At 65.7% G+C, this 26,178-nt stretch carries 24 protein-coding genes and 1 tRNA gene; 7 read left to right on the forward strand and 18 right to left on the reverse strand.

Features of this window, described 5'->3' with window-relative positions:
• The 4 genes from SZ55_RS11210 to SZ55_RS11225 all read right to left on the reverse strand — a co-directional run.
• Positions 1-402 (reverse strand): IS110 family transposase (locus SZ55_RS11210; RefSeq protein WP_044405579.1); only part of this gene is annotated, 402 nt, incomplete at its 3' end.
• A 767-nt stretch (positions 403-1,169) separates the two neighbouring features.
• Complete coding sequence (locus tag SZ55_RS11215) at positions 1,170-2,732, reverse strand: acyl CoA:acetate/3-ketoacid CoA transferase (RefSeq protein ID WP_044405581.1); 1,563 nt, start codon at positions 2,730-2,732, stop codon at positions 1,170-1,172.
• Between the two features lie 137 nt (positions 2,733-2,869).
• The gene (locus SZ55_RS11220; protein ID WP_044405584.1) at positions 2,870-4,255 is read right to left on the reverse strand and encodes a GntP family permease; all 1,386 of its coding nucleotides are present in this window, start codon (positions 4,253-4,255) and stop codon (positions 2,870-2,872) included.
• Between the two features lie 496 nt (positions 4,256-4,751).
• Positions 4,752-6,212: a sigma-54 interaction domain-containing protein gene (locus SZ55_RS11225; protein ID WP_044405586.1), complete on the reverse strand. Its 1,461-nt coding sequence runs from the start codon at positions 6,210-6,212 to the stop codon at positions 4,752-4,754.
• A 128-nt stretch (positions 6,213-6,340) separates the two neighbouring features.
• Between SZ55_RS11225 and SZ55_RS27380 the strand changes: the two genes are divergently transcribed.
• Positions 6,341-6,499 carry a YqaE/Pmp3 family membrane protein gene (locus tag SZ55_RS27380; protein ID WP_003084988.1) on the forward strand — a complete coding sequence of 53 codons (159 nt, stop codon included), beginning with the start codon at positions 6,341-6,343 and terminating at the stop codon, positions 6,497-6,499.
• Positions 6,500-6,584: 85 nt separating this feature from the next.
• Here the strand turns inward: SZ55_RS27380 and SZ55_RS11235 are convergent, their stop codons facing one another.
• Positions 6,585-7,055 (reverse strand): BRO-N domain-containing protein, encoded by a 471-nt coding sequence (locus tag SZ55_RS11235; protein ID WP_044405628.1) that lies wholly within the window; start codon positions 7,053-7,055, stop codon positions 6,585-6,587.
• A 557-nt stretch (positions 7,056-7,612) separates the two neighbouring features.
• Here SZ55_RS11235 and SZ55_RS11240 point away from each other — a divergent pair.
• From SZ55_RS11240 to SZ55_RS27385, 3 genes are read left to right on the forward strand one after another with little or no spacing between them, the layout of a single operon-like run.
• Positions 7,613-8,182, forward strand: a complete 570-nt coding sequence (locus tag SZ55_RS11240; protein WP_044405630.1) for a PAAR domain-containing protein — start codon at positions 7,613-7,615, stop codon at positions 8,180-8,182.
• Positions 8,166-8,951 carry a hypothetical protein gene (locus SZ55_RS11245; protein ID WP_044405632.1) on the forward strand — a complete coding sequence of 262 codons (786 nt, stop codon included), beginning with the start codon at positions 8,166-8,168 and terminating at the stop codon, positions 8,949-8,951. The genes SZ55_RS11240 and SZ55_RS11245 overlap by 17 nt, the downstream gene beginning before the upstream one ends.
• Positions 8,936-9,310 (forward strand): DUF7079 family protein, encoded by a 375-nt coding sequence (locus SZ55_RS27385; protein WP_236692411.1) that lies wholly within the window; start codon positions 8,936-8,938, stop codon positions 9,308-9,310. The genes SZ55_RS11245 and SZ55_RS27385 overlap by 16 nt, the downstream gene beginning before the upstream one ends.
• A gap of 41 nt (positions 9,311-9,351) precedes the next feature.
• On the opposite strand, the gene SZ55_RS11250 is transcribed toward SZ55_RS27385, so the two are convergent.
• The 7 genes from SZ55_RS11250 to rpsU all read right to left on the reverse strand — a co-directional run bounded on the left by SZ55_RS11250 (position 9,352) and on the right by rpsU (position 19,125).
• Positions 9,352-10,122 (reverse strand): nuclease-related domain-containing protein, encoded by a 771-nt coding sequence (locus SZ55_RS11250; protein ID WP_044405634.1) that lies wholly within the window; start codon positions 10,120-10,122, stop codon positions 9,352-9,354.
• A 201-nt stretch (positions 10,123-10,323) separates the two neighbouring features.
• Complete coding sequence (locus SZ55_RS11255) at positions 10,324-10,755, reverse strand: hypothetical protein (RefSeq protein ID WP_044405636.1); 432 nt, start codon at positions 10,753-10,755, stop codon at positions 10,324-10,326.
• A gap of 159 nt (positions 10,756-10,914) precedes the next feature.
• Positions 10,915-10,991: transfer RNA gene (locus SZ55_RS11260), tRNA-Ile, on the reverse strand.
• A 16-nt stretch (positions 10,992-11,007) separates the two neighbouring features.
• Positions 11,008-14,742: a bifunctional diguanylate cyclase/phosphodiesterase gene (locus SZ55_RS11265; protein ID WP_044405637.1), complete on the reverse strand. Its 3,735-nt coding sequence runs from the start codon at positions 14,740-14,742 to the stop codon at positions 11,008-11,010.
• A 103-nt stretch (positions 14,743-14,845) separates the two neighbouring features.
• Complete coding sequence (gene rpoD, locus SZ55_RS11270; protein WP_044405638.1) at positions 14,846-16,699, reverse strand: RNA polymerase sigma factor RpoD; 1,854 nt, start codon at positions 16,697-16,699, stop codon at positions 14,846-14,848.
• A 67-nt stretch (positions 16,700-16,766) separates the two neighbouring features.
• Positions 16,767-18,716: a DNA primase gene (gene dnaG, locus SZ55_RS11275; RefSeq protein ID WP_044405639.1), complete on the reverse strand. Its 1,950-nt coding sequence runs from the start codon at positions 18,714-18,716 to the stop codon at positions 16,767-16,769.
• A gap of 193 nt (positions 18,717-18,909) precedes the next feature.
• Positions 18,910-19,125 (reverse strand): 30S ribosomal protein S21, encoded by a 216-nt coding sequence (gene rpsU / locus SZ55_RS11280; RefSeq protein WP_003085057.1) that lies wholly within the window; start codon positions 19,123-19,125, stop codon positions 18,910-18,912.
• A gap of 204 nt (positions 19,126-19,329) precedes the next feature.
• Here rpsU and tsaD point away from each other — a divergent pair, with 204 nt between their 5' ends.
• Positions 19,330-20,355, forward strand: a complete 1,026-nt coding sequence (tsaD, locus tag SZ55_RS11285; protein ID WP_044405656.1) for a tRNA (adenosine(37)-N6)-threonylcarbamoyltransferase complex transferase subunit TsaD — start codon at positions 19,330-19,332, stop codon at positions 20,353-20,355.
• A 41-nt stretch (positions 20,356-20,396) separates the two neighbouring features.
• Here the strand turns inward: tsaD and plsY are convergent, their stop codons facing one another.
• On the reverse strand, positions 20,397-20,966 hold the full coding sequence (plsY, locus tag SZ55_RS11290; RefSeq protein WP_044405658.1) for a glycerol-3-phosphate 1-O-acyltransferase PlsY: 570 nt from the start codon (positions 20,964-20,966) through the stop codon (positions 20,397-20,399).
• Positions 20,967-21,018: 52 nt separating this feature from the next.
• Between plsY and folB the strand changes: the two genes are divergently transcribed.
• Together folB and folK are read left to right on the forward strand one after the other, a co-directional pair.
• Entirely contained in the window at positions 21,019-21,372 is a 354-nt protein-coding gene (folB, locus tag SZ55_RS11295) for a dihydroneopterin aldolase (RefSeq protein ID WP_044405660.1), read from the forward strand.
• Complete coding sequence (folK, locus tag SZ55_RS11300) at positions 21,363-21,902, forward strand: 2-amino-4-hydroxy-6-hydroxymethyldihydropteridine diphosphokinase (RefSeq protein WP_044405661.1); 540 nt, start codon at positions 21,363-21,365, stop codon at positions 21,900-21,902. The genes folB and folK overlap by 10 nt, the downstream gene beginning before the upstream one ends.
• 3 nt (positions 21,903-21,905) lie before the next feature.
• Here the strand turns inward: folK and SZ55_RS11305 are convergent, their stop codons facing one another.
• From SZ55_RS11305 to SZ55_RS11325, 5 genes are all read right to left on the reverse strand, one after another.
• Positions 21,906-22,400, reverse strand: coding sequence for an OmpA family protein (locus SZ55_RS11305; RefSeq protein ID WP_044405663.1), 495 nt, complete (start codon positions 22,398-22,400; stop codon positions 21,906-21,908).
• A 36-nt stretch (positions 22,401-22,436) separates the two neighbouring features.
• A complete protein-coding gene (locus tag SZ55_RS11310; RefSeq protein WP_044405664.1) occupies positions 22,437-23,681 on the reverse strand; it encodes a diguanylate cyclase domain-containing protein in 1,245 nt (414 codons plus the stop codon).
• Positions 23,678-24,226: a YfiR family protein gene (locus SZ55_RS11315; RefSeq protein ID WP_044405666.1), complete on the reverse strand. Its 549-nt coding sequence runs from the start codon at positions 24,224-24,226 to the stop codon at positions 23,678-23,680. Before SZ55_RS11315 ends, SZ55_RS11310 begins: the two co-directional genes overlap by 4 nt.
• Before the next feature lie 129 nt (positions 24,227-24,355).
• Complete coding sequence (locus SZ55_RS11320; protein WP_044405668.1) at positions 24,356-25,597, reverse strand: multifunctional CCA addition/repair protein; 1,242 nt, start codon at positions 25,595-25,597, stop codon at positions 24,356-24,358.
• On the reverse strand, positions 25,563-26,147 hold the full coding sequence (locus SZ55_RS11325) for a DUF4136 domain-containing protein (RefSeq protein WP_082078212.1): 585 nt from the start codon (positions 26,145-26,147) through the stop codon (positions 25,563-25,565). Before SZ55_RS11325 ends, SZ55_RS11320 begins: the two co-directional genes overlap by 35 nt.
• Positions 26,148-26,178 lie beyond the last annotated feature (31 nt).

The raw sequence follows: 26,178 nt of genomic DNA on the forward strand, positions 1-26,178 counted from the left end.
GGCTCGACGGTGCAGCAAGGCTTGGAGCTTCCGGTAAGCGCGGCCTGGCGGGCTCCAGGGCTGCAGTTGGTGCTGCTCATGGCTGAGGTAGCGAGCCAGCAAACGAGCATCACATAGATCGTTCTTGACCCGTCCCCCAATTCCTTTGCGGTAGTTACTCAGGCGATAGCCGTCGATCATATAGACGCGATGGCCTCGCTTGTGCGCCAGGACCGCGACGGCAACGTGGTAGGTGTTGGTAGCCTCGATSGCCAGGCTGCATTCCTGRGGTAGGCCCCGCAGCCAGGCAGCAATAGCGCGTGGGTCATTGGCCAAWGTGCCGGCCTGGTCCTGATCGGCGCGATACAGGCTCAGGCTGTCCTTGGCTACGTCGATCCCAATCACGGTRCAGTGCATTGTCATGGTGAGCTCCCAGGGCCAAGATGAAACGACCTGTCGRGGGCTCACGTTGGCGCAGGCTTGCAGATATGGTCGGTCTCAGGGGGCGATCCTGAGCCGATGGATTCCTTATCGGCGCTTGCAGTGAGGTGAGGGGCGGGAGATTTCTCCCACGGTCTGACTAGCAGAAGCGAATTCAGTCCCTCCGCTTCAGTCCCTCCGCCCCCGACAGGTCTCACCCTAGGACATACAAGCGAATTCATTCGCGAACGAGGTGAAGCACGAGCATCGCGGCTGAAGCCGCTCCCACAGGGTCTGCCATCTGTAGCCCGGACTTCAGTCCGGGGACGGCGGTGGTGCCGGGGAGGAGCCTGCGCGAGCAGAGCTCGCTCCTGCGGGGTTGGTGCCAGCCGGAGGGATTCCCGGGCTGAAGCCCGGGCTACGGAGCGCTCTGGCTCGGTGGGTGCGAATTCATTCGCGAACGAGGTGAAGCGCGAGCATCGCGGCTGAAGCCGCTCCCACAGGGGCTGCCATCTGTAGCCCGGACTTCAGTCCGGGACCGGCGGTGCTGCCTGGGATGGGCGTTCGCGAGGAGAGCTCGCTCCTATGGGGGCGGTGCCAGCCGGAGGGATTCCCGGGCTGAAGCCCAGGCTACGGAGCGCTCTGGCTCGGTGGGAGCGAATTCATTCGCGAACGAGGTGAAGCACGAGCATCGCGGCTGAAGCCGCTCCCACGGGGTGCTACGGGATGCACCTGAAAAAAGCCACGGGCCCAAGGGTGGGCCCGTGGTTTCACGCACAACCGTCGATCATGGCGCGCAGGCCCAGGCGGGGCTCCTGGAACAGCCGCGCATCCATCAGTTGGGGTTGGTTGACGAGGGGGCGGAAGTCCATGCGCTCGATGATGTCGCGCTCGACGTCGATGCCCGGCGCGACCTCGATCAGCTCCAGGCCCTCGGTGGTGAGGCGGAACACGCAGCGCTCGGTCACGTAGAGCACCGGCTTGCCGGCTTCGGCGGCGAGGCGGCCGGCGAAGGTGCGGTGCTCCACCTCGCGGACGAACTTGCGCAGCTCGCCGTCCTGCACGATGCGCAGGGCGCCGTTCTCGATACGGATGTCCTGCGGGCCGGCGCTGAAGGTGCCGACGAAGACCACCGCCTTGGCGTTCTGGCTGATGTTGATGAAGCCGCCGGCGCCGGCCAGGCGCGTGCCGAACTTCGACACGTTGAGGTTGCCCGCCGCATCCGCCTGGGCCAGGCCGAGGAAGGCGAGGTCGAGGCCGCCGCCGTCGTAGAAGTCGAACTGGTAGGGCTGGTCGATCAGCGCGCTGTGGTTGCAGGCCGCGCCGAAGTCCAGGCCCGAGGCCGGCACGCCGCCGATCACCCCGGGCTCGGCGGTGAGGGTCAGCAGGTCGATCACCCCTTCTTCCGCCGCCACCGCCGCCACGCCTTCGGGCATGCCGATGCCCAGGTTCACCACCGCGCCGGGCTTGAGTTCCAGCGCGGCGCGGCGGGCGATGAGCTTGCGCAGGTCCAGCGGCATGGGCGGCAGGCTGCCTTCGGGCACCCGCACCTCGGCGGCGAAGGCCGGGTTGTAGGCGGTGGCGAAGGTCTGCTGGTGGTGCTCCGGCGCGGCCACCACCACGCAGTCGACGAGGATGCCGGGGATCTTCACCTGGCGCGGGTTGAGCGAGCCACGGGCGACCACCCGCTCCACCTGGGCGATCACCAGGCCGCCGGAATTGCGCGCGGCCATGGCGATGGCCAGGCTCTCGATGGTCAGCGCCTCGCGCTCCATGGTCAGGTTGCCGTCCTCGTCGGCGCTGGTGGCGCGCACCACCCCGACGTGGATGGGGAAGGCCTTGTAGAAGAGGTAGTCCTCGCCGTCGAGGGGCATGCGGCGCACCAGCTCCTCGGTGGTGCGGGCATTGAGCTTGCCGCCGCCGTGCTCGGGGTCGACGAAGGTGCCCAGGCCCACCCGCGACAGCTGCCCCGGCTTGCCGGCGGCGATGTCGCGGAACAGCTGGGAGATCACCCCCTGGGGCAGGTTGTAGGCCTCGATGCGGTTCTCCACCGCCAGCTTCTGCAACCCGGGCACCAGGCCCCAGTGCCCGCCGATCACACGGCGCACCAGCCCCTCGTGGGCCAGGTGGTTGAGGCCCCGGCCCTTGCCGTCGCCCTGGCCGGCGGCGTAGACCAGCGTCAGGTTGCGCGGCGCCTGCTCGGCCTGGAAGCGCTGCTCCAGGGCGATGGCGATGGCCTCGGCGAAACCGATGCCGACGAAGCCGCCGGTGGCCAGGTGGGCGTTGTCGGGGATACGCGCCACCGCCTCGGCGGCGCTCATCACTTTGCTCATGTCGTACCTCGAGCGTGGAATTGGGGGGCTGCCGGGTTCACCCGTGGGAGCGGCTTCAGCCGCGAAGGGCCGCGCAGCGGACCCGGGGGGCCCCTGCGGGCCGCATCGCGAATGAATTCGCTGCCACGGGCTACTCATCAGAAGCTGCCGAACAGGCTGCCGAGGGTGATCACCACCACCAGGGCGGCGAGGGGGAAGATCACCGTGTTCATGAAGATGAATCGGTAGGAATCGCGATGGGTCAGCTTGCAGATGGCCAGTAGCGAGATCACCGCGCCGTTGTGGGGCAGGGTGTCCATGCAGCCGGAGGCCATGGCAGCGACCCGGTGCAGCAGCTCGGGGCTGATGCCGGCGGCGTTGGCCATCTCCAGGTACTGCGCGCCGAGGGTCTTGAGGGCGATGGACATGCCGCCGGAAGCTGAGCCGGTGATGCCGGCGAGGATGTTCACCGCCACCGCCTCGGACACCAGCGGGTTGCCCGGCACGCTCAGCACCAGGTCGCGGATCACCACGAAGCCGGCGAGGGAGGCGATCACCGTGCCGTAGCCCACCTCGGAGGCGGTGTTGAGGATCGGCAGCATGGAGCCGAAGGTGCCGTCGTTGAGGCTCTGCTTCAGGTCCACCCAGCGCCGCCAGTGCAGGCCGATGAGCAGCAGCACCGCTGCGCCGAGGGCGACGATGATCGACCAGATGCCGATCACCGACTTGGCATCCTGCAGGCCGCCGAATTCGGGCTTGGCCAGGTAGCTGGTGTCGAGGTTGGGCAGCACCTGCTTGGCCATCAGGAAGTTCAGCGCGATCACCAGCAGGATCGGCAGCAACGCCAGCCAGAAGCCGGTCACCGGCAGGCCGCTCTGCTCGGTGGGGTCGTCCTTGTGGCTGCCGTAGCCTTCGCCGGCGGCCATCAGCGTGCGGGCCTGGGCGGCGAGCCACCAACTGCCGAGGCCGAGCATGATCAGCCCGCCGATCAGCCCGAGGATGGGCGCGGCGAAGGCGTCGGTGCCGAAGAAGGGGCTGGGGATGGCGTTCTGGATCGCCGGGGTGCCGGGCAGGGCGGTCATGGTGAAGGTGAAGGCGCCCAGGGCGATGGCGCCGGGCAGCAGCCGCTTGGGAATGCCCGCCTCGCGGAACAGCGCGGTGCCGATGGGGTACACGGCGAAGGCCACCACGAACAGCGACACGCCGCCGTAGGTCAGCAGCCCGCACGCCAGCACGATGGCGAGGATGGCCCGCTCGCGCCCCAGCCGCGTGACGATGCCCTGGGCGATGGCGCGGGCCGAGCCGGAGTCGTCCATCAACTTGCCGAAGATGGCGCCGAGCAAAAACAGCGGGAAGAACTGGATCAGGTAGCCGCCCAGGGACTTCATGAACACCTGGGTGTAGGTGGGCAGCATCAACGCCGCATCACCGGCGAACAGCACCGCCAGCAGCGCCATCAGCGGCGCCAGGATCAACACGTTGTAGCCGCGATAGGCCAGGAACATCAGCAGTGCGAGGGACAGCAGGATTCCGAGGGTACCCATGGGATTTCCTTCTTGTTGTTGTTTTGAACCGCCGCAGCGGCCGGGCCTGGGTCGGCCCTTTGCCGGTATAGAGCGAAAGCTGTGCCAGGTGGGCTGAAAAGCCCCGGGGAAGGCGCTGGTCGTGGGTTTGAGCCATTGGCGGGGAAGGCGAACGGAGCGATTCAAGCGTCCACATAAATGGACGGTGTCCTGTTTATTGGACGCCTACTTTGAGTGATGTCCAAAAATATGGACACCCTATAACCCGAGCGCGAGGCCCCCCGGGCTGTAGGGTGGATGGCGCTTTTCCCATCCACCAACGCGCCCACCTCCAAACGCCGTGGCCGCAGGTAAACGCACGCCCTGCCGAGCGATCAACCCTGCACCGCGTGGATCGATGAAGCGCGATCCACCCTACGCCGCCTGGGCGTTCCGTGGGGTATGACGCTTCCCCATCCACCGGCGTGCCGACCCGTAGCCCGGGCTTCAGCCCGGGGAAACGCGCCCGCAGGCCCCGCTACAACCCGTGGGCCTGGAGCTTGTTATAGAGGCTGGCGCGGGCGATGCCGAGGCGTTCGGCGGCGCGGGTGCGGTTGCCGTCGCAGGCGGCGAGGGCGGTGAGGATGGCGGCGCGTTCTGCCTCGGCCAGGCTGTCCGCCAGGGGGCGGACATCGCGCGGTGCGGACGGCTCGGGCGCTGGGGCGGGCTCGGCGCTGGGCGGCAGCGGGTCCACCAGCAGCTCGGCCAGCTCCGCCCCATGCAGGGGCTGGGTGCCGTCGCCAAGCAGCTGCGCCCGTTCCAGCAGGTTGCGCAGCTCGCGCACGTTGCCCGGCCAGGGTTGGGCGCGGAGCAGGGCGAGGGCGTCGTCGGTCAGCTCCAGCGGCGGCTGGCCGGAGCGGCTGGCGATGTCGTCGGCGAGGTGCTCGATCAGCGCCGGCAGGTCTTCCCGGCGCTCGCGCAGTGGTGGCAGCCGCAGGGCGAGGACGTTGAGGCGGTAGTAGAGGTCTTCGCGGAACTCGCCGGCGGCCACCTTGGCCTCCAGGTCCACATGGGTGGCGGCGATCACTCGCACGTTCAGGGTCTTCACCTGGTTGGAGCCCAGCGGCTCCACCTCCTGCTCCTGCAGCACGCGCAGCAGCTTGGCCTGCAGCGGTAGGGGCAGGTCGCCGATCTCGTCGAGGAACAGCGTGCCGCCGTCGGCCAGCTCGAACTTGCCGGCCCGCGCGCGGCGGTCGGCCCCGGTGAAGGCGCCCGGCGCGGTGCCGAACAGCTCCGCCTCCACCAGGGATTCCGGGATGGCCGCCACGTTCACCGCCACGAAGGGCCCGCTGGCCCGCAGCGAGAGGTTGTGGATGCCCTGGGCGAGCAGCTCCTTGCCGGTGCCGGTCTCGCCGCGCAGCAGCACGGTGGCGTCCAGCTGGGCGGCGCGGCGGGCCTGGCGCTTCACCTCGCTGGCGGCGGCGCTGGTGCCGATGAAGCCGGCGATGGTGTAGCGCGCACGGCGGGCGCGGGCCAGCTCGCGCTGGGCGGCGGCCAGTTGGGTCTGCAACTGGTTGTACTTGGCCATGACCGGCTGCAGGTGGCGGGCGCGGTCGAACAGCACGAAGCCGAGGGCGCCGACCAGGGTGCCGTCGGCGTCGCGCAGGGGGATGCGGGTGACCACGAAGTGCTCGTCGCCGAAGGCCATCAGGTCGAGCATGCTCGGCGCGCCGCTCTGCACCACCTCACGCAGGCGGCTGGCGGGCAGCACGTCTTCCACCTCGCGGCCGAGCACCGAGCGCGGGTCGGCGATGCCGAGCTTCTGGGCGTACTTGTCGTTGATCCAGACGATGCGCGCCTGGCGGTTCACCGCGATGGTGCCCTCGCACTGGGCGTTGAGGTGGTCGAACAGCAGCGGCATCGCCACTTCGCGGAAACGCTCGGGGGAGACGCCGATGATCAGGCCGTGGGGGTCGAGGTCGTCGCGGGAGATCGCCATGGGCACGGCTCCGGAAGGGAAACGCCGGCGATTATGGAAGCCGCCTCGCCGGCCCGGCAAGAAAGCCTGAACCCCCGTGACGCAGCGGCGGTCGACTGCAGGTACCCACTGACTTGCACGGAGTCGTCATGGACCTGATCCGCATCCTTATCGCCATCCTCCTGCCGCCGCTGGGCGTCTTCCTCCAGGTGGGTTTCGGCGGCGCCTTCTGGCTGAACATCCTGCTCACCCTGCTGGGCTACATCCCCGGCATCGTCCACGCGGTGTACATCATCGCCAAGCGCTGAAGCACCAGGGGCGCTGTGGGCCCCCGGTTCCGCTCCAGCAGGTGGTTGAACGGCTACGTAGCCGCTGCGCCGTTGAAACGGCGGGCTAGTGCCGCGTGGCGAATTCGCGGCCTTCGAACAGGTCGGCCACATCACGCACCCGCACCCACTGGCGGCCCTGCCATTCCATCAGGCTGAACTCGCGCCCCTGCCAGGTGACCCGGCGCTGGCGGGGCAGCTGTGGCGTGGCGGCGGAACGCAGCGCGGGCACCACGTCCTGGGTCAGCCACTGGCGCAGGGCGCGGTGTTCGGGGTGGTAGAAGTTGACCTTGAGCAGCTCGAACACCGCGCTTTCGTTGATCAACAGCACCTCCTGCTCCCCGCCCTGTACGTACTCCACGCGGGCGTGGCGCCATTGGTCCGGGTCCAGCTTGCGCGACAGGCGTTCGTCGAAGCGGTGGTTGGTGAGGGGGCCGAGGTCCTGGGCGACGAACCAGACCTGGTCGTCGATCAACAGGGCACGCAACGCGCGGTGATGGCGGTGGAAAACCGTGGGGATGTAGCACTCGTAGGACATGGTGAGACTCCTTCCTTGTAGGGGGAGCCCGCCACCGGTTCCTGACTGCATGAGGGTGGCGGACCGTGCGAGGTGTGGAATACCGGGACGATAGGAACCGGTGGGCTTGCGCCCGCCTCGCACGGTCCGCCATAGAAGGCCAGAGGCAACGAACGGAACTTCCATTCGCTGACCCTGCTTATGGCGTACATGCTTACTACCGTCTTCGGGATTCCACTCCCGGCCGCAGTCAGCGCTGCGACGGGGGAGACGCTACGAGCCGAGTGTGTAGGACGGCAATGCCGGTGAGGAGTAGGAATTGTCGGAGGTGCGCGGGATCAGTAAAGGTCCAGACCAGGTGGCCAGTGGGAAAGCGTTCAGTCAGAGGCAGGGCTTTGGCAGACCGGGTGCCTATGGTGAGTCACCGTTGCCTTTCAATTGATGTGGTTAGCGAATACCCGTGCTCGCCATCAGTGCCGGAAAAGTACTACCGAATATCCCGCTGCTCGTAGGACGTGAGGAGCCATTCGAGGGAGTAAACATAAAGCCCCGCAGAAAGCTCGAGAGGCGTACCCACAATGTCTGGCAAACCTGCTGCACGCTTGAGTGACTCCACGATTTGCCCTGTCCCGGGGCATGGCGTCACGCCTGTCCAAACTGGCTCCCCGGATGTGCTGTTCAATAACCTGCCTGCTGCACGGCTGGGCGACGCTGCGGGCTGTGGCCAGGCTGTTTCGGGGGCCGTTTCGGCCAGCGTCCTCATCAACGGGCAGAGCGCTGCCTTGCTCGGCAGCACGCTCAGTCATGGGGGCGCAGTCATTAGCGGTTCTGGCGATATTCTGATCGGCGACACCGTGGTGACTGCGCCCTTTAGTGCGCCGATGCCTTTGGAGAATCGCCCGTGGATCGGCTTTCAGATTCCCGCGGTCGAGAGTTATGCCGGTTGGACGTGCATCGCCCACTTTGATGACGGGACGACGCTCTCAGGTTGTTTCGATACCAATAACACCGTGCTGTTTGCCAACCCCACGGGTTTGGTCTGCACGCGTCTTGAGATGCCCGTGTCGGTGGAGAGCGAGCAGCCTTCTGTCACTGAGTGCCTTCTTTCCATCATTAACGGGGGCATCGCGAATGGCCTCGACTCTTGAGATCAAAGGGCAGTTCAAGTCCAAGAGCCAGCACACCCTAGGCCGTTCGCCCTTGGATGAAGCCATTGCAGGCATGGAAGGTGCAGCCACGCGGTTTGCGCTTGATGCCATTAGCGATGCGAAGACCCGGGCGAGCTACGCGGCCAACATCAAGCGAATTTCCGCTCAGGTTCGCGCCGAAGTTGCTTCTGGAAGAATGAGCAGCAAAGCGGGCGTGGAGTATTGCTACGGAATGCGCAACAAGATCATGGCAGAGCACCGCAAGTTCACGTCGGCAGTGGGGCTGGCGAAAGCCGAGCAGCACAAGAAAACGCCGCCTACTCTGCCGGCGCTACTTGATAAGTACGCCATCGATAAGTTTGGAAAGCCTTACGACGCCCTGACCGTTGAGCAAAAGAGAATGATTCATTACGCGGTGATCGAGTCTTCTGGCAGGGACAACGCAAAAGTCACCAAAGGTACGCGTCGCCTGCAGGTCATGGGCAAGGTTGGCATCCTGGTAACCGCCGCATTCGCGACCTATGAAATCCTCAACGCGGACAACAAGGTCAAGGAAACTGCGCGCCAAGGCATGGTGATAGGTGGTGGTGCCGTCGGGGGCTATGTCGCAGGACTCTTCGGCGTGTCTCTCATTTGTGGGCCTGGTGCCCCCATATGCGCTATCGCCGTGGTGGTGGCCGGGAGTGCGATTGGCGGCATTGCCGGCAGCCTGGCGGCAGATGCGCTGGACGAGGAGTTGGAGGAGTTTTCCAAGTGGAGCGTGCTTTGACACATGAGGAGCAGGTTCAGCTCTGGTCCGCGTTGTCAGATGTCTTTGTCGATAACTCCGTTGATTACGCTGCCGTCGCGCGCAATGTGCGGCGGTTTGACCGAGCTCTGATTGAGTACGCATTTTTCGAGGAGGTTGCGCCTGTCTGCTATCAGAACTTGCAGACGCCAGTGCCTCCGATATGGACGGCGTTTGATAAGGCCTGGATTTCAGCCGCTATTGGTACCCGCCATCAACAGCTACGTGGCTCGGCGATTCGGCGTGTTTTCGATAGAGCGCTGGTTGCTTATTTGCGCCGCTCCTTCAGAGCTGAATGGCGTGAAATAGCCAGGCATCTGAATCAGCAACCAGTTGAGTGAGTGGGTCTGTATGCCAGCCGTTTGTGGCTATCCGGATCTGGTCAGAGGCTTTGCACCGTCCGACACTTCGGAAACCCCGAACACCCCCAAAACCTCTGCCCCGCCTTCGGCCCCGACTTCACCGTACGAATCACCAGCGCATTGCCGCATTTGGGGCATTGCCGCTCGGCGGTCGGGTCGTTGCGGCGCTGGAGGTCCTGCACATGCTCGCGGTGCGTGGCGAGGGTGGGCGCGCGGCGACCGGTTTGCAGGGCGCGGACCAGGGTGGCGACCTGGGCGTCGCTGAACACCGGCTGCTGGAAGGACTTGATATAGCGGATGAAGCCGATGCCCTCGGTGACGTTGGCGGGCATGGCTGTCTTGAAGGTGCTGCCGCCGACGAAGGTGATGACCGAATGCAGGTGCTCGGGGGCGATGCCGAGAGTGGCTTCCAGCGCCTTGAGGTGTTTGTAGTTCTGCCGCAGCGGGTTCTGGAACTTGTAGCTGTGCTTGTAGAGCTTCTGCGTCCACTGGGCCTGCTGTTCGCTGCCGAAGATCCAGCCGCTCATGTTCTTGGTCTCCAGCACGAAGACGCCGTAGCGGGAGAGGAAGACGTGGTCGATCTGGGTGGTGCCGTCCGGGGTATTCAGGGTGACGTTGTGCAGGCGCTGGTAGGTCTGCCTGTCCAGTTGCCAGTGGGCGAAGAGCCGGACGAGGAGTTCGCCGACATAGCCTTTGCCGAGGGGGGATTTGAGCAGGCCGATGAGGATCATCAGCGGGATGAACCAGGCGAAGGTGGTCCAGACCTGGGCGATGAGCGGTGTGAAGTCCATTTCCGTCACTCATGTGTCGTGAGTGGTCGGATAGTAGCGAAAAAAGCCGTGCTGGCACTATGGAATTGCGTGCCGGCCGGGGGCTCCTTTGGTGGGTGGCCTGGGGCCAGAAACGCAAAAGCCGCGCATTGCGCGGCTTTTGGTTGGGTGGGCTCACATGGCTAGTGCAGGCGGCTGTTCTCTGTCCCTACGGTGCGTCGGTCAGTTCACTTCGAGCCTGTAGAGCTGCTCCATGTCCTGTCCGGTGCATTGGGCGCCGAAGGTGTTGCCGTAAATCAGCACCTCGTAGGTTCCGGCTCGGGTGGGCGTGCCCTGAATGACGCCAAGTGGCTCTCGTGCCTGGTGGTTCAGAACCAGGCCATCGGGCAATGGATGAGCCTGTGCTACCAGCAACTTGCTGACGGCGGTATCAGCCCCTCTCACTTCGATGTGGGCAATGTATGGCGCCCCCACTTTGGCTGCCGGCAGCTCTTTGGGCATGAGTTCCGGCGGTGTCCTGCTTGAGCAGCCGACCAGTACGTTGCCCAGCATGATGGCCTCGCAGCCGCACAGCATCAGAGCTCCTGTTAGGAGCGCGCATAGCTTGAACGGTATGCGTAGTTCACGGGATCGAGCCGCCGGACTTTCGCTCATGGTGAGTTTCCCTTGGTCAGGTAAGGGCCGATGTTACTCGGGGTGCCTGCTCTGCTTGTGCTGACCAGGCTGAAGTTGGCGAAGGGGCACTGCTCGTGTGGGGCCTGGGAATTCGCCATCTCGGAAACGCAAAAGCCGCGCATTGCGCGGCTTTTTGTTTGGTGGGCCCACACGGACTCGAACCGTGGACCAAAGGATTATGAGTCCTCTGCTCTAACCGACTGAGCTATAGGCCCTCAGAAGGCGGGCGGATTATACCGGCGCCTTGTCGGGGGCGCCAACCGTTTGACTGGGGCTGAGGAATTGTCGGGCGAAGACGTCGGCGGGGACGGGGCGGCTGACGATGTAGCCCTGGATCTGTTCGCAGCCTTCGGCGCGGAGGAAGGCTTCCTGGGCGGGGGTTTCGACGCCTTCGGCGATGACGGTGAGCTGCATGCTGTGGCCGAGGGCGATGATGGCGCGGGCGATGGCGGCGTCTTCCTGTTCGTGGGGGAGGCCGCGGACGAAGGATTTGTCGATCTTGATGATGTCGAGCGGGAGCCGCTTGAGGTAGCTGAGGGAGGAGTAGCCGGTGCCGAAGTCGTCGATGGCCAGTTGCAGGCCGAGGTCCTTGAGGGCGTGGAGGACGGCGAGGGCTTCTTCGGCCTGACTCATGATGAAGGTTTCGGTGATTTCCAGTTGCAGGCGTTCGGCGGGGACGCCGGCGCTCCTGAGCTGCTGGTCGATGCGCTGGACGATGCCGGGCTGGCGCAGCTGGGCGCCGGCGAGGTTGACGGAGAGGGGGCCGAAGGGGGCGTGCTGGTCCTGCCATTCGCGCATCTGGCGGCAGGCTTCGCTGATGACCCAGTCGCCGAGGGTGAGGATGAAGCCGTTCTCTTCGGCGAGGGGGATGAAACGTTCGGGTGAGATGTCGCCGAAGAGCGGGTGCTGCCAGCGCAGGAGGGCTTCGGCGCCGATCAGGCGGCCGCTGCGCAGGCAGAGCTTGGGTTGGTAGTAGAGGCAGAGTTCGTGGCGTTCGAGGGCGCGGCGCAGCTCGTTTTCCAGGGCCATGCGTTCGGTGGCCTGGAAGGTGAGGTCGCGGGTGTAGAGCTCGACGCGGTTCCGGCCTTTGGATTTGGCCTGGTACATGGCGGCGTCGGCGTTCTTGACGAGGGTGGCGGTGTCGCTGCCGTGTTCGGGGAAGCGGCTGATGCCGATGCTGGCGCTGATGAAGAATTCGTGGTCCTGGGTTTCGAAGGGGGCGTTGAAGCAGGCGAGCAGGCGCTCGGCCAGTTGCTGGGCCTCTTCGGGGTGGCGCAGGTGCGGCAGGAGGATGATGAATTCGTCGCCGCCGAGGCGGGCGACGGTGTCGTTGCGGCCGAGCTGGTTGCCGAGGCGGGTGGCGATGCTCTTGAGGAGGACGTCGCCGATGGGGTGGCCGAGGCTGTCGTTGATGTGCTTGAAGCGGTCGAGGTCGAGGAACAGGACGGCGCCTTCGTGGCCTTCGCGTTCGCAGGCGGCGAGGGCCTGGCGCAGGCGGCTTTCGAAGAGGACGCGGTTGGGCAGGCCGGTGAGGGGGTCGTGGTGGGCCTGGTAGTCGAGGCGGGCCTGGGCTTGCTTGAGCGGTGAGATGTCGGCGAAGACGCCGACGAAGTGGGTGATCTGGCCTTCGGGATTGCGGACGGCGTTGATGGTGAGCCATTCGGGGAAGGTTTCGCCGTCCTTGCGGCGGTTCCAGATTTYACCTTGCCAGTGGCCTTCGCGGTTGAGCTGGTCCCACATGTCGACGTAGAAGCCGCGCTCGTGGTGGTTGGAGGCGAGCAGGCGGGGTGTCTGGCCGAGGGCTTCGTGTTCTTCGTAGCCGGTGATGGTGGTGAAGGCGCGGTTGACGGCGAGGATGCGTTGCTGGGTGTCGGTGATCATGACGCCTTCGGCGGTGCTTTCGAAGACGGTGGCGGCCTGGAGGAGTTCTTCCTGCATCTTCTGCCGGTCGGTGACGTCGCGGGCGATGGTGAGGATGCAGGCTTCGCCGCCGACGGGCAGGGGCTGGGCGGAGAGTTCGCAGATGCGCAGGCTGCCGTCCTTGCTGCGGATGGGGGCGGTGTAGTGGCGCAGGCCGCCTTCTTCGCGGATGGCTTTGACCATGTGGTCGCGGTCGGCGGGGTTGACCCAGATGCCGAGGTCGAGGGTGGTGCGGTGGTCGGCTTCGCCGAGTTCGTAGCCGGTGATGCGGGTGAAGCCTTCGTTGGCTTCGATGAGGCAGCCGTCGGCAAGGCGGGTGATGAGGAGGCCGTCGGGCGAGGCGTGGAAGGCGCGGGCGAATTTCTCTTCGGAGAGGCGCAGGCGCTGCTGGGTTTCCTGCAGGACGGTGATGTCGCGCACGACGATGATGAGGGCGGGGACGCCTTCGACGTCGGTGGGCTGGGCGGAGAGGAGGCCGGTGAAGCCTCGGCCGTCGCTGCGGCGGAAGGCCATTTCGAGGTTGTGCAGGCTTTCGTGCTGGATGCGCTGTAGCAGGCCGGCGGCGAGGCTGGGGTCGGCCCAGAGACCGAGTTCGGTGGCGGTGCGTCCGATGGCTTGTGCGGCTCTGAGCCCGGTCTGTTGCTCGAAGGTCTGGTTGACGTCGAGCAGGCGGCCGTCGCTGCGGCGGGCGAGGGCGATGACGTCGGGGCAGTGGTGGAAGACGGTGGCGAACTTCTGTTCGGAGAGGCGCAGGGCTTCTTCGGTGTGCTTGGCTTCGGTGATGTCGATCATGAGGCCGCGGATGACGGGGACGTGGCCGTGGTGGATGAGGGTGACGATGTCGCGGATCCAGAGGATGCGGCCGTCGGCGGCGAGCATGCGGTAGTCGAAGCTGTGGTCGCGGCCGGCCTGGGTCTCTTGCTGGCAGTAGCAGAAGGCGCGTTCGGCGTCTTCGGGGTGGAGGGTGCGTTGCCAGAAGCCGGGTTGTTTCCATTCGTCGAGGGGGTAGCCGAGCAGGCGTTCGGCGTGGGGGGAGACGTAGGTGAAGCAGTAGTCGTCGAGGTTCATCTCCCAGGCGATGGCGTTGAGGCTTTCGACGAGGCCGCGGTAGTGCTGTTCGCTGTTGCGGAGTTCTTCTTCGAGCAGGGCGCGGCGGTTCATTTCGCCCCGCAGGCGGCGGTTGATGCGCAGGACGAGTACGAGGACGAGCAGGGCGCCGAGCAGGGCGGGGATGACGTAGATGAGCTGGTCGGTCCAGACCGGGCGGCGGTCGATGACGCCGCCGACCCAGCGGTCGTGGATGGCATTCACCTGTTCGGCGGTGAGTTCGGCGAAGACTTTGTCGAGGATGCCGACGAGGATCGGTTCGCTCTTGGGGGTGGCCATCGCCAGTTGGTAGCGGTAGGGCGTTTCGCCGCTGATGAAGAGGCCGTCGAGCTTGAGCTGGCGGAGGCTCCAGACGCTGGAGGCGAGGTCGCTGACGAAGGCGTCGGCCTGGCCGGTGGCGAGAACCTGGAGGGCGGCGGCGACGGTGGGCGCGGTGAGCAGGTTGAGGTCGGGGTTGTGGGTGTGGAGCAGTTCGTGGGGTGCGTAGCTGTCGACGACGACGACCTTGAGGCCGTACAGGTCCTTGAGGGTCTTGGGTCGGGGGCCGTCTTCGCGGGCGAGGATGACGATGGGGAAATCGAGGTAGGGGCGGGTGAAGCTGAGGTAGTCCTGGCGCTCGGGCGTGGACATGATGCCGGGCAGCAGGTCGATTTCGTTGCGTTTGGCCCGTTCGAGCACTTCACCCCAGCTGCCGGGGTCGATGGGCTCGAGGCGGATGTTGAGGCGGTCTTCGATGAGTCGGGCGTAGTCGGCGGCCAGGCCTTGGTAGCGGCCCTGGGTGTCGCGGAATTCGAAGGGGGGCCAGGCGGCATCGGTGCCAAGGCGCAGGGTGGGATGGGCCTGGAGCCAGTCCTGTTCTGCCTGCGTGAGGGTCAGGGCTCCGGATGTGGGAATCCAGAACGCCAGGCACAGCAGGAGAATGGCAGACAGACGCGCCATGAGGGTCCCGTTCCAAGTTGGATACAGGCGTGAGTGTAGTCGGGGGAAATGGGGCTTTGGTAGCGAAAAGAAAGACCCCCGGGCGGGCCGGGGGTCTTGTCTTTTACTCGTCGAGGAAGGAGCGCAGATGCTCGCTTCGCGACGGGTGGCGCAGCTTGCGCAGTGCCTTGGCTTCGATCTGGCGGATACGTTCACGGGTGACGTCGAACTGCTTGCCCACTTCCTCGAGGGTGTGGTCGGTGTTCATGTCGATACCGAAACGCATGCGCAGGACCTTGGCTTCACGGGCGGTGAGGCCGGCGAGGACTTCGCGAGTGGCTTCCTTGAGGCTTTCGACCGTGGCGACGTCGATCGGGGACTGCATGGTGCTGTCCTCGATGAAGTCACCCAGGTGCGAATCTTCGTCGTCACCAATCGGGGTTTCCATGGAGATCGGCTCTTTGGCGATCTTCAGGACCTTGCGGATCTTGTCCTCGGGCATCTCCATGCGCTCGCCGAGTTCTTCCGGGGTGGGCTCGCGGCCCATTTCCTGGAGCATCTGGCGGGAGATGCGGTTGAGCTTGTTGATGGTCTCGATCATGTGCACCGGGATACGGATGGTGCGGGCCTGGTCGGCGATCGAGCGGGTGATCGCCTGGCGGATCCACCAGGTGGCGTAGGTCGAGAACTTGTAGCCGCGGCGGTATTCGAACTTGTCCACGGCCTTCATCAGGCCGATGTTGCCTTCCTGGATCAGGTCGAGGAACTGCAGGCCACGGTTGGTGTACTTCTTGGCGATGGAGATCACGAGACGCAGGTTGGCCTCGACCATCTCCTTCTTGGCACGGCGGGCCTTGGCTTCGCCGATGGACATGCGACGGTTGACATCCTTGATCTCGGCGACCTTGAGGTCGACTTCCTTCTCGAGGTCCACCAGCTTCTGCTGGTTGCGCTTGATGTCGTCCAGCAGCTTGCCGATGGCTTCGGCGTACTTGGCCTTGCCCTTGGCGATGTCTTCTGCCCAGGTCAGGTCGACTTCGTTGCCGGGGAACAGGCGCAGGAAGTCGGCGCGCGGCATGCGGGCGTCACGGACGCACAGCTGCATGATGGCGCGTTCCTGGCCACGGACACGGTCCAGGGCGCCACGGACGCGCTCGACCAGGGCGTCGAACTGCTTGGGCACGAGCTTGATCGGCATGAACAGTTCGGCGAGGGCTTGCAGCTCCTCGGTGGCCTGCTTGCTGTCGCGGCCGTGCTTCTTGAGGGCCTTGCGGGCCTTCTCGAGCTGGTCGGATACCGCGGTGAAGCGGCGCAGGGCCTCTTCCGGGTCCGGACCGCCGTCACCTTCTTCCTCGGTGTCGTCGGATTCGCTTTCTTCGTCTTCTTCGTCTTCATCCTTGGCTTTGGCGGCGCTGTCGCTTTTCAGTTCGACAGGCTCGACTTCCTCGGCCGGCAGGCTGCCGTCGTCGGGGTCGATGTAGCCACTGAGGACGTCGGAGAGGCGGCCACCTTCGGTGGTGACGCGCTGGTATTCGGCGAGGATGCTGTCCACGGCGCCCGGGAAGTGAGCGATGGCGCTCATCACTTCGCGGATACCTTCCTCGATGCGCTTGGCGATTTCGATCTCGCCTTCGCGGGTGAGCAACTCGACCGTGCCCATTTCGCGCATGTACATGCGGACCGGGTCGGTGGTGCGGCCGATGTCGGTCTCCACCGCGGCGAGAGCGGCTGCGGCTTCTTCCGCTGCGGCTTCGTCGGTGTCGGCCTCGGCCAGCAACAGGGCGTCCGCATCCGGAGCACTCTCGAATACGTTGATCCCCATGTCGTTGATCATGCGGATGATGTCTTCCACCTGTTCCGGATCGGAAATATCCTCCGGCAGGTGGTCGTTGACCTCCGCGTAAGTCAGGTAACCCTGCTCACGACCGCGGGCGATCAACTCTTTGAGGCGAGACTGCTGTTGCGCTTTTCCGGACATAACACCCTATCCACTGAAGGTCTTGGCGGGCTAAAAACAAGCCGAGGATTATACCAGAACCGGGGCCTCACGCGCCAGTTGGGCGGGAGGGGGCTGAGGATGGACTACGGCTGAGAAGGTCGCGCAGCTGGTCTTTCTCTTCTGCGCTGAGTTCGCTTTGCTTGGCTTTGCGTAGCAGTTGTTCAAGGCTGCGCTCGCGTTGGCGGGCCGACAACCTAGTTATAGTGTCGAAAAACTGTTGTTCAAGGTTGTCGCTGGAAATCAGCCATTCCTTTTCCGCCAGTGCCTGCAGCAGGCGCCCTTGCTCGGTGCCGTGCCAGCGAGCGATCAGTTGCAGGGAACGCAGCTGGGGATTTTTCTGTACGGCTTCCAGCAGCGACACCATGAGCTGGGCGTAGCTGTCGTCTTCTGCGGCGAAGTGGCTGGCATTCTCGACTTTCTGCGCGAGTTGCGGGTGGTGCAGCAGCGTGCGCAGTGCGGTCAGCGTGGGCGATTCGACATGCACTTCGGTGCGTGGGGGGCGACGCGGTTCGCCCTTGCGATCCCACTTGCGGCCATCCTTCTTCCAGCCGTCCTTTTTCCACTCGCGCTTCGGTTGGGCGACGGGTGGTTCGTAGCTCATCTCCCGCATGGAGTCGCCGTACGCTTCGTAGGCGGGGGCGGCCTCGTAGGCGTAATCCTCCGTGTACGGCATGTGTTCGCTGACGGGGGCTGCCTGCGCCATCTGGCCGATGGCGTCGCCGCTGAGGCCCGTGATCTCGGCCAGGCGCTGGCGCATCAGGGCGCGCAGGTTGGCGCCGGGCACCTTGTCGATCAGTGGTGAGGCGAGCGTCACCAGGTGTGCCTTGCCTTCCAGGGAGCGCGGGTCGGCTTCTTCCTGCAGTTGGTGGAAGAAGTAGTCCGCCAGCGAGTGGGCGTGCTGGGTGATGCGGGCGCGGAAGGCGTCGGTGCCTTCGGCGCGGACCAGGCTGTCCGGATCTTCGCCTTCCGGAAGGAACAGGAAGCGTGCGCGGCGCCCGTCTTCGAGGCTCGGCAGGGTGGCTTCCAGGGCGCGCCAGGCAGCCTTGCGTCCGGCCTGGTCGCCATCGAAGCAGAACAGGATGCTGGGTACGAGGCGGAACAGGCGGCGGACGTGCTCTTCGCTGGTGGACGTGCCAAGGGTGGCCACGGCGTTGCGCAGGCCCTGCTGGGCGAGGGCGATCACGTCCATGTAGCCCTCGACGACCATGATCTCGTCGAGGTTGCGATTGCTCTTGCGTGCTTCGTAGAGCCCGTAGAGCTCCTGTCCCTTGTGGAAGACGGGGGTTTCCGGCGAGTTGAGGTACTTGGGCTTGTCATCCCCCAGTACGCGGCCGCCGAAGGCGATGATGCGTCCGCGGCTGTCGCGGATGGGGAACATGACCCGGTCGCGGAAGCGGTCATAGCGCTTGCCGGTCTCGCTGTTCTCGATCAGCAGGCCGGCGTCGATCATGTGCTTCTGCTGCAGGGCGTCGGCGCCCATGTGCTTGAGCAGGTTGTCCCAGCCGGGCGGAGCGAAGCCCAGGCCGAAGTCGCGGGCGATCTCGCCGGAGAGGCCGCGTCCCTTCAGGTACTCGACGGCCGCCTTGCGGGTCGGATGGCTTTTCAGGGCGCTCCGGTAGTAGTCGGAGGCCGCGCTGAGCAGGGCGTACAGCGGGGAGTCGGTCGGCTGGCGCGGGCGATTGCTGCGGCCGCCTTCCTCGCGCGGGACTTCCATGCCGGCCTTGCGGGCCAGTTCTTCGACAGCCTGGGGGAAGTCCAGGTTGTCGTGGTCCATGATGAAACCCAGCGCGTTGCCGCCGGCGCCGCAGCCGAAGCAGTAGTAGAACTGCTTGTCGGGGCTGACGCTGAAGGAGGGGCTCTTCTCGTTATGGAACGGGCAGAGGGCGCTGTAGTTCTTCCCGGCCTTTTTCAGCTGGATGCGCGATGCCACCACCTCGACGATGTCGGTGCGGTTCAGCAGGTCATCGATGAATCCTTGCGGGATCAGGCCGGCCATAGGGTGCTCAGGAGACGAAAAGGCTCAAAGCATAGGCCCTTGTCGCAATCGCGGCGACGTCGGGTGGACCCGGGCTGTAAAAACGAAAACTCCGATCTTCGCGATGCGAAGCGGAGTGGATTGCGGTGCCCCATTAATGCACTCGCCCGGCCGAGGCCGGGCGATGCTTGAGCGTGCGGCGAAGCCTGTTAACTCAGTACAGGCGCTCGCGGCGACGCTGTTCGCGCTGCACTTTCTTGGCGTGGCGCTTAACGGCGGCAGCGGCTTTGCGCTTACGCTCGGCGGTGGGCTTCTCGTAGAACTCACGGCTGCGGACTTCGGCCAGTACACCGGCTTTCTCGCAGGAGCGCTTGAAGCGACGCAGGGCTACGTCGAAGGGTTCGTTCTCTTTAACTTTGACGGCTGGCATCCAGGTCGTACCTTCACTAATTACCGGGGGTGAACGTGCTCCTGGCTTAGAGTGCGGGAGAACGTCGGTTTTCAAGGGTTGCGGATATTAACCCCTTGCCCCCTGGAATGCAAAGCCTTCAGTCGAAAAGCGCTGGTCGGGGAGGGGGGCGGCGATTATGATGCGCGCCTTCTTCATTGGCTAGTCCTTCAAGGTTCGATCCTCATGCTGGTGCTGGGTCTGGAGACCTCTTGCGACGAGACCGGCGTCGCCCTTTACGACAGCGAGCAGGGCCTGTTGGCCGATGCGCTGTTCAGTCAGATCGATCTCCATCGCGTCTACGGTGGCGTGGTGCCGGAGCTCGCCTCCCGCGACCACGTGAAGCGCATGCTGCCGCTGATTCGCGAGGTGCTGGCAGCGGCCGGCCGCAGTCCGCAGGACATCGATGGCATTGCCTATACCTCCGGCCCCGGCCTGGTGGGCGCCCTGCTGGTTGGCGCGTCCTGCGCCCAGGCCCTGGCGTTTGCCTGGGGTGTGCCGGCGCTGGGTGTCCATCACATGGAAGGGCATCTACTGGCGCCGATGCTGGAGGAGCAGCCCCCGATCTTTCCTTTTATTGCGTTGCTGGTTTCCGGCGGGCACACCCAACTGGTGCGGGTGGACGGCATTGGCCGCTACCAGGTGCTCGGCGAGTCGGTGGACGACGCAGCCGGCGAGGCGTTCGACAAGACCGCCAAGCTCATCGGCCTGGGCTACCCGGGTGGCCCCGAGATCGCCAGGCTGGCGCAGTCCGGCACCCCGGGGCGATTCACCTTCCCCCGACCGATGACCGATCGGCCTGGGCTGGACTTCAGCTTCAGCGGTCTCAAGACCTTCGCCCTGAACACCTGGCAGCAGTGCCGCGACGCGGGCGATGCCGGCGAGCAGACGCGCTGCGACATCGCCCTGGCCTTCCAGCAGGCGGTGGTCGAGACGCTGGTGATCAAGTGCAAGCGTGCGCTCAAGCAGACCGGCCTCAAGCGCCTGGTCATCGCCGGTGGCGTCAGCGCCAACCAGTCCCTGCGCGAGTCCCTCGGGGCGATGCTGGGTGAGCTGGGCGGCGAGGTGTTCTATGCCCGCCCGCGCTTCTGCACCGACAACGGCGCGATGATCGCCTACGCCGGTTGCCAGCGGCTGCTGGCCGGCCAGAAGGATGGCCCGGCCATCGGTGTACAGGCGCGTTGGCCGATGGAGAGCCTGCCGGCCATCTGAGGCTGGAGTGCCCGGAGTCTTCCGGGCATCCACTCCGATTTTCAGAAATGTCGTTCGCGTCCTGCGAAAAGGTCGCGTAGATTCCCCCGGTGCCGCCAGACGATGAGCCCGCACAGCGCGGACATCGGCAGCAGGGCCGCCGGCTGTTGCCAGGCCAGCAAGGGCAGGGTCAGCGGCGTCGCGATGAGCGAGGCGAGCGAGCTGGTGCGGGTCAGGTAGAAGGTGAGTACCCACGCCGACAGTGCCAGCAGCGCTGCCGGTGGGTAGAGCCCCAGGAGCATGCCGGCGGCAGTGGCGACGCCTTTGCCGCCACGAAAGTTGAAGTACAGCGGGTAGAGATGCCCGAGCACGGCAGCCAGGCCGACCCAGGCCTGCTCCTGCAGGTCGAGACCAATCAGGCGGGCGACCAGCACGGGCAGCAGCCCTTTGAGCAGGTCGCCCAGCAGGGTGAGGATGGCGAGGCGCTTGCCGGCCACCCGCAGCATGTTGGTGGCCCCGGGATTGCCCGAACCTTCGGCGCGCGGGTCGGCAGTGCCGAACACGCGACTGAGCAGGATGGCGAAGGACAGCGAGCCGAGCAGGTAGGCGAGGATCGCCAGCAGCCAGAACATTGGTATCCATTCCAGGGCGAGGAAGCCCTGATTCTAGCGGGGCAACACTGACGTGGACACGGTTTTCATCGAGGGCTTGGAAGTCGATACCGTTATCGGTGCGTACGACTGGGAGCGCAGTATCCGACAGTGCTTGCGTCTGGACCTCAGCATGGCCTGGGACAACCGCCCGGCTGCGGAAGGCGACGACCTGAGCAAGGCGCTCGATTACGCCGCCGTGTCCCAGCGTATCCAGGCCTTCGCCAGCGAGGCGACCTTCGAGTTGGTGGAAACCTTCGCCGAGCGCCTGGTGGCGCTGCTGATGAGCGAGTTCGGCATCCCGTGGATCCGCTTGCGGCTGCACAAGCCCGGCGCGGTGTCCGCTGCCAGCAGCGTCGGCGTGGAGATCGAACGCGGATGCCGCTGACCACGATCTACCTGGGCCTGGGCAGCAACATCGATCGGGAACGCCATCTCGTGGCGGGACTCGAAGCCCTCTCCAGTTTCCTGCAGGGCATGCGTTGCTCGCCGGTTTTCGAGAGCTTGCCGGTGGGGATTCGCAGCGGGAATTTCTTCAACCTGGTGGTCGAGGCCCGTACCGATCTGCCGTTGCATGACCTGGATCGCCGGCTCAAGGAGATCGAGGCGGACAACGGCCGCTACGCGCCCGATCGCAAGGGGCTGCCCCTGGACATCGACGTGCTGCTCTACGGCGATCTGGTGGGTGACTTCGAGGGCCTGGTGCTGCCGCGGGCGGAAGTCCTGAAGAATGCCTTCGTGCTTTGGCCCCTGGCGCTGCTGGCGCCGGATCTGCAACACCCCGGCGTGCAGCGTCCGTTCGCCGACCTCTGGCTGGAGGCGTCCATCGATCAGGCGCTGTGGCCGGCCGCCTTCCGTTGGCGAGGCCTGGCGTTGACGCCGGGCGAGCTCCTCCAGGCCTACCCGGCGCCTGCCTGATCCTCAGTCCGCGACGACGATGATCACCACCCGGCGGTTTTCCTTGCGGCCCGCCGAGGTCGCGTTGTCGGCGATGGGGCGGGTCTGCCCCATGCCGCGCAGCTGGATGGCCTGCTTCTGCATGCCGTTTTCCTCCATCACCGTCCCTACGCTGCCGGCCCGGCGCTCCGAGAGTTGCCGGTTGTAGTCCGGCGCGCCGTAGTTGTCGGTGTGGCCTTCGAGGATCACGCCGGTGATGCCCACCTTCAGCAGGGAGCGGGTAATGTCCGCGATGGTCTGGCGACTGGCGTCGGAGATGCGCTCCGAGTTGTTGTCGAACAGCACCTTGCCGGAGAGGCCGAAGGCCCAGCCCTCATCCGTCAGCTTGAAGCCCTTGGCCTTGAGCATGGCCACCTGTTCTTCGCTCAGGCCTGACTTGGGCGGTGCACTCTGGCACCCGGTTATCCACAGGAAGGCGATCAGCAGCCAGGTCAGGTGGAGGCTCGGGTGGATTTTCATGGTGGTTCTCCTGAACAACGGGGGTAAAAGACAGCGTTAACGCAGGGAGGCGGCCTGCCGACCGCTCTGGTTCCTCTTGGCCCTGTACATGGCGGTGTCGGCTTGCTGGAGCAGTTCGTCGAGCGAGCTGGCGTCCTGGGGATAGATGGCGATGCCGATGCTGAGCGAGGCGACGATCTCGCTGCTGCCTGTCAGGGGGATGGGGGGCAGCATGCTGGCGAGGATCTTGTCGGCGATGCGCTGGGCGTCTTCGAGGTCATGCAGTGGCGACAGCAGCACGGCGAACTCGTCCCCGCCCAGGCGGGCCACGAGATCCTCCTCGCGCAATTGGCTGCGCAGTCGTTCGGCGATGCTGATCAGGACCTGGTCGCCAGCCCCGTGGCCCAGCTCGTCGTTGATGGCCTTGAAGCGGTTGCAGTCGAGGAACAGGAGGGCGAAGCGCCCGCCAGTCAGCTTGGCTTGCCGCACGGCGCGGGTCAGCGCCGGTTCGAACTGGCTGCGGTTCGGCAGGCCAGTCAGGGGATCGTGGCTGGCCTGGTGGGCCAGCGAGGCGTTCTCCCGTTGCAGCTGGTTTTGCCAGGCTTCGATCTCATCCAGCAGCTGGTTGAAGTCCTCTCCCAGCTCGTGCAGTTCGACGATGGGGGACGAGGGCACCCGGCGGGCGAAGGTGCGCTCCCGGGCAATGGTGCGGGCCACGGCCGAGAAGGCCCGCAGCGGTGCCATCAGCTCGCGCTGGGTGCGGCGCGAGTAGAGGTTGGCGACCAGGCTGCCGATGGCGAGGCAGAGCAGGAGCGCCAGCGCGCCATTCTGCAGGAAGCGGCTCAGGTTGCTGCCCTGGCTGCTCAGTTGCAGCTCGCCGACTATGCGCCCCTGGTACTGGATGGGGTAGCGCAAGGGCTGGCTGAGCAGCAGGTCGGCCAGGCCGCGTTCAAGCGCGCTCCAGCCATGGGTGGCGGGGCGTTGCCAGTCCACCAGGAGGGATCGCTGGCTGTCCAGTACGCGCACTTCGGCCAGGTCCTCGGGGGCGGCGATCAGCTCAAGGCTTTCCTGCACGGCGGCTGCATCACGGAAGACCACGGCGGCTTCGAGGGTGTAGCCCAGGGAGCGGGCGAGCAGGTGCAACTGGTACTCGGCGTAGTTGCGCAGTGCGAGCACGCCCAGCAGGGTCAGCGTGAGTGCGGTGAGGCTCATGGCCAGCAGGATGCCGCGCAGTTGCGTCCGCCACAGCAGGCGGCTGAGGGTGTAGGCATGAGGGCGGGTGACCTGGCGTCGACGGTTCATGGCTGAGCCCTGTTGCGACGCCCCAGTTGCAGGACCTGGGGATGGATGCGCAGACCGCTGCGGGCGACGGCATCCAGATTAACGGCGAAGCTGACGCGGGTATTCTCGATATCCAGGCAGAACAGGCTGCCATCACTGCAGGCATCGGCGCTTTCGCTGATGGTCAGCACGGGTTTGTCGGCCAGGCGACCCAGCAACCGCTGGCGTGACCCGGGGTCGAGGATGCCGATGTAGAGGGCATCACACGTGGTTTCCAGGTCTGGAGAGTCCTGGAGCAGGCGTCGACTGGAAACGGGAATCTCGTAGTCGCGGCTCACGCCGGCAAGCAGGCGGTCCGCGTATTGGGTCGGGCCGGTGATGCACAGGGCGATCCGGTCCTTGGGCTGCGGCCAGCGGCTGTAGGCCAGGATGCCTTCTACCGCCTGGCGTACTCGCTCACCACGGACCTCGGCCGGATTCGGTGTCGGCTCCTGGGCCGTTGCGCTGAGCGCCAGCAGCCCCAGCAGCAGGCCCAGCTGCCAGGGATGAAGGTTCCACGAGAGCACCTGCAGCCTCCTGGGCTCTCGCTGCGCGCGAGAGTGTTCGCCAAAAAAACGGCGCCAACATCCATTTGATAAATCAAAGGTCTAGATGGGCCAAATATTTGGCAGCCTACCAAGGACAGGCAGGTGTGGCTACTGGCTAGCAGCGGGCTGATGGGCCGAGCGGTAGGCTGCGAGTGCGGCGATCCGTTCCCGTGATAGCGCTTCGCCGAGGGCTGCGCCGCTGAGTCCCTTGGCCATCAGCTCCTTCACACCGACGGCACGGGCCGCCGTCGCGGCACCACGCAGGTAGGTGGCCTGGGGATAGTCCCGGTCTTCCAGGCCGGTACGACCCCGGGCGTCCATCTCGCAGGCGGCGATGAATTCATCGAAGCGCTGCGGGCGGCGATAGACGTCGAAGGCCTGCATCAGCGTGGCCAGGGTACCGGGACGCAGCTCCAGGGCGCGGTGAGCGTGGGTGTGGTACTCGCACACCAGCAGCGCGAGTTCCTGGCAGTCGCGCGGTGCCTTGCAGCGCTCGTTCACCGTCTTGATCGGCGCCAGGCCCCGTTGTTCATGCTGGAGGTGGCGCGGCCACTCTTCCGGCGGAGTCAGGCCCTTGCCCAGGTCGTGCAGCAGGCAGGCCCAGCGCACGGTGAGGGGCTGCTGGTGCTCGGCGCACTGGCGCAGGACTGCGAGGACGTGCAGGCCGGTGTCGACTTCGGGGTGGTGGGCCGGTGGCTGGGGCACGCCGAACAGGGCATCCAGTTCCGGCATCCAGGCCTTCAGGGCGCCGCAGGCGTGCAGGACCTCGATGAACACATCGGGCCGGGGCTCCATCAGGGCACGTGAGACTTCCTTCCAGGTACGTTCGGCTGTCAGCGCATCCAGTTCGCCGGATGCGGCGATCTCGCCCATGAGCCCGAGGGTTTCCTCGGCGACGCGGAAGCCCAGTGGGGCGTAGCGGGCGGCGAAGCGAGCGACCCGCAGGACGCGCAGCGGGTCTTCGGCAAAGGCCGGGGAGACGTGGCGGAGGATGCGTTGCTCCAGGTCGCGCTGGCCACCGTAGGGGTCGACCAGGCGGCCATCGGCGTCTTCGGCGATGGCGTTGACGGTGAGGTCGCGGCGGATCAGGTCGTCTTCGAGGGTCACGTCCGGGCTGGCGTAGAAGGTGAAGCCGCCATAGCCACGACCGCTCTTGCGCTCGGTGCGGGCCAGGGCGTACTCATCGCCGGTGTCGGGGTGGAGGAACACCGGGAAGTCGGCGCCCACCGGTTTGTAGCCAAGCGCCAGCATCTGTTCGGCACTTGCGCCCACCACTACCCAGTCGTTTTCGGTGACCGGTCTGCCCAACAGGCGGTCACGTACGGCGCCGCCCACCTTGTATATCTGCATGCTCATTTCCTCCGAGGCTGCGGAGGATAGCAGCCTGGCCGGCCGTGGCGACCGGTATCTGCCGGACCAGTGCCTCGACGGCGGTCTGCAGCAGTTCGGCACTGTCCCAGGCGGGGCTGAGGCCGGTACTGGCGGTGCCTTCCCAGAGCACCTGGCCTGTCAGGTCGGTAATGCGCAGGCGCAGGGTGCCGGTGGCGTCGCGCAGGCGGTGGATGGCTTGGTAGCCGCCGAGCGGGGTGGGTGGCGCCTCGTCGACGCGGAACTCCAGCGGCGCATCCTGCAGGGCCAGCCAGTAGTAGACGCGCAGCTCCGGCTGCTGGCTTTCGTGGTAGCCGCGCTCAGCTAGTTGCTGGCGCAGCAGCGGGGCGAGCTGCCGGTAGTGGGCGCGGTAGGGGGCTTCGCCCTGCACGGCCTGCTCGGGAGCGATGAGTTCGAAGCTGGCGTGGCCCACCAGCGAAGGGTTGGCCGGATGGGTGACCTGGATGCCGGGGATGTGGCTGGAGCAGGTGGCCAGTGCCAGGCACAGCAGCAGGACGAGGAACAGGCGCATCGACGCTCTCCATGGGCGATGGACCGCATGC

The sequence above is a fragment of the Pseudomonas sp. FeS53a genome (genome assembly GCF_000931385.1).
Classification (GTDB): domain Bacteria; phylum Pseudomonadota; class Gammaproteobacteria; order Pseudomonadales; family Pseudomonadaceae; genus Metapseudomonas; species Metapseudomonas otitidis.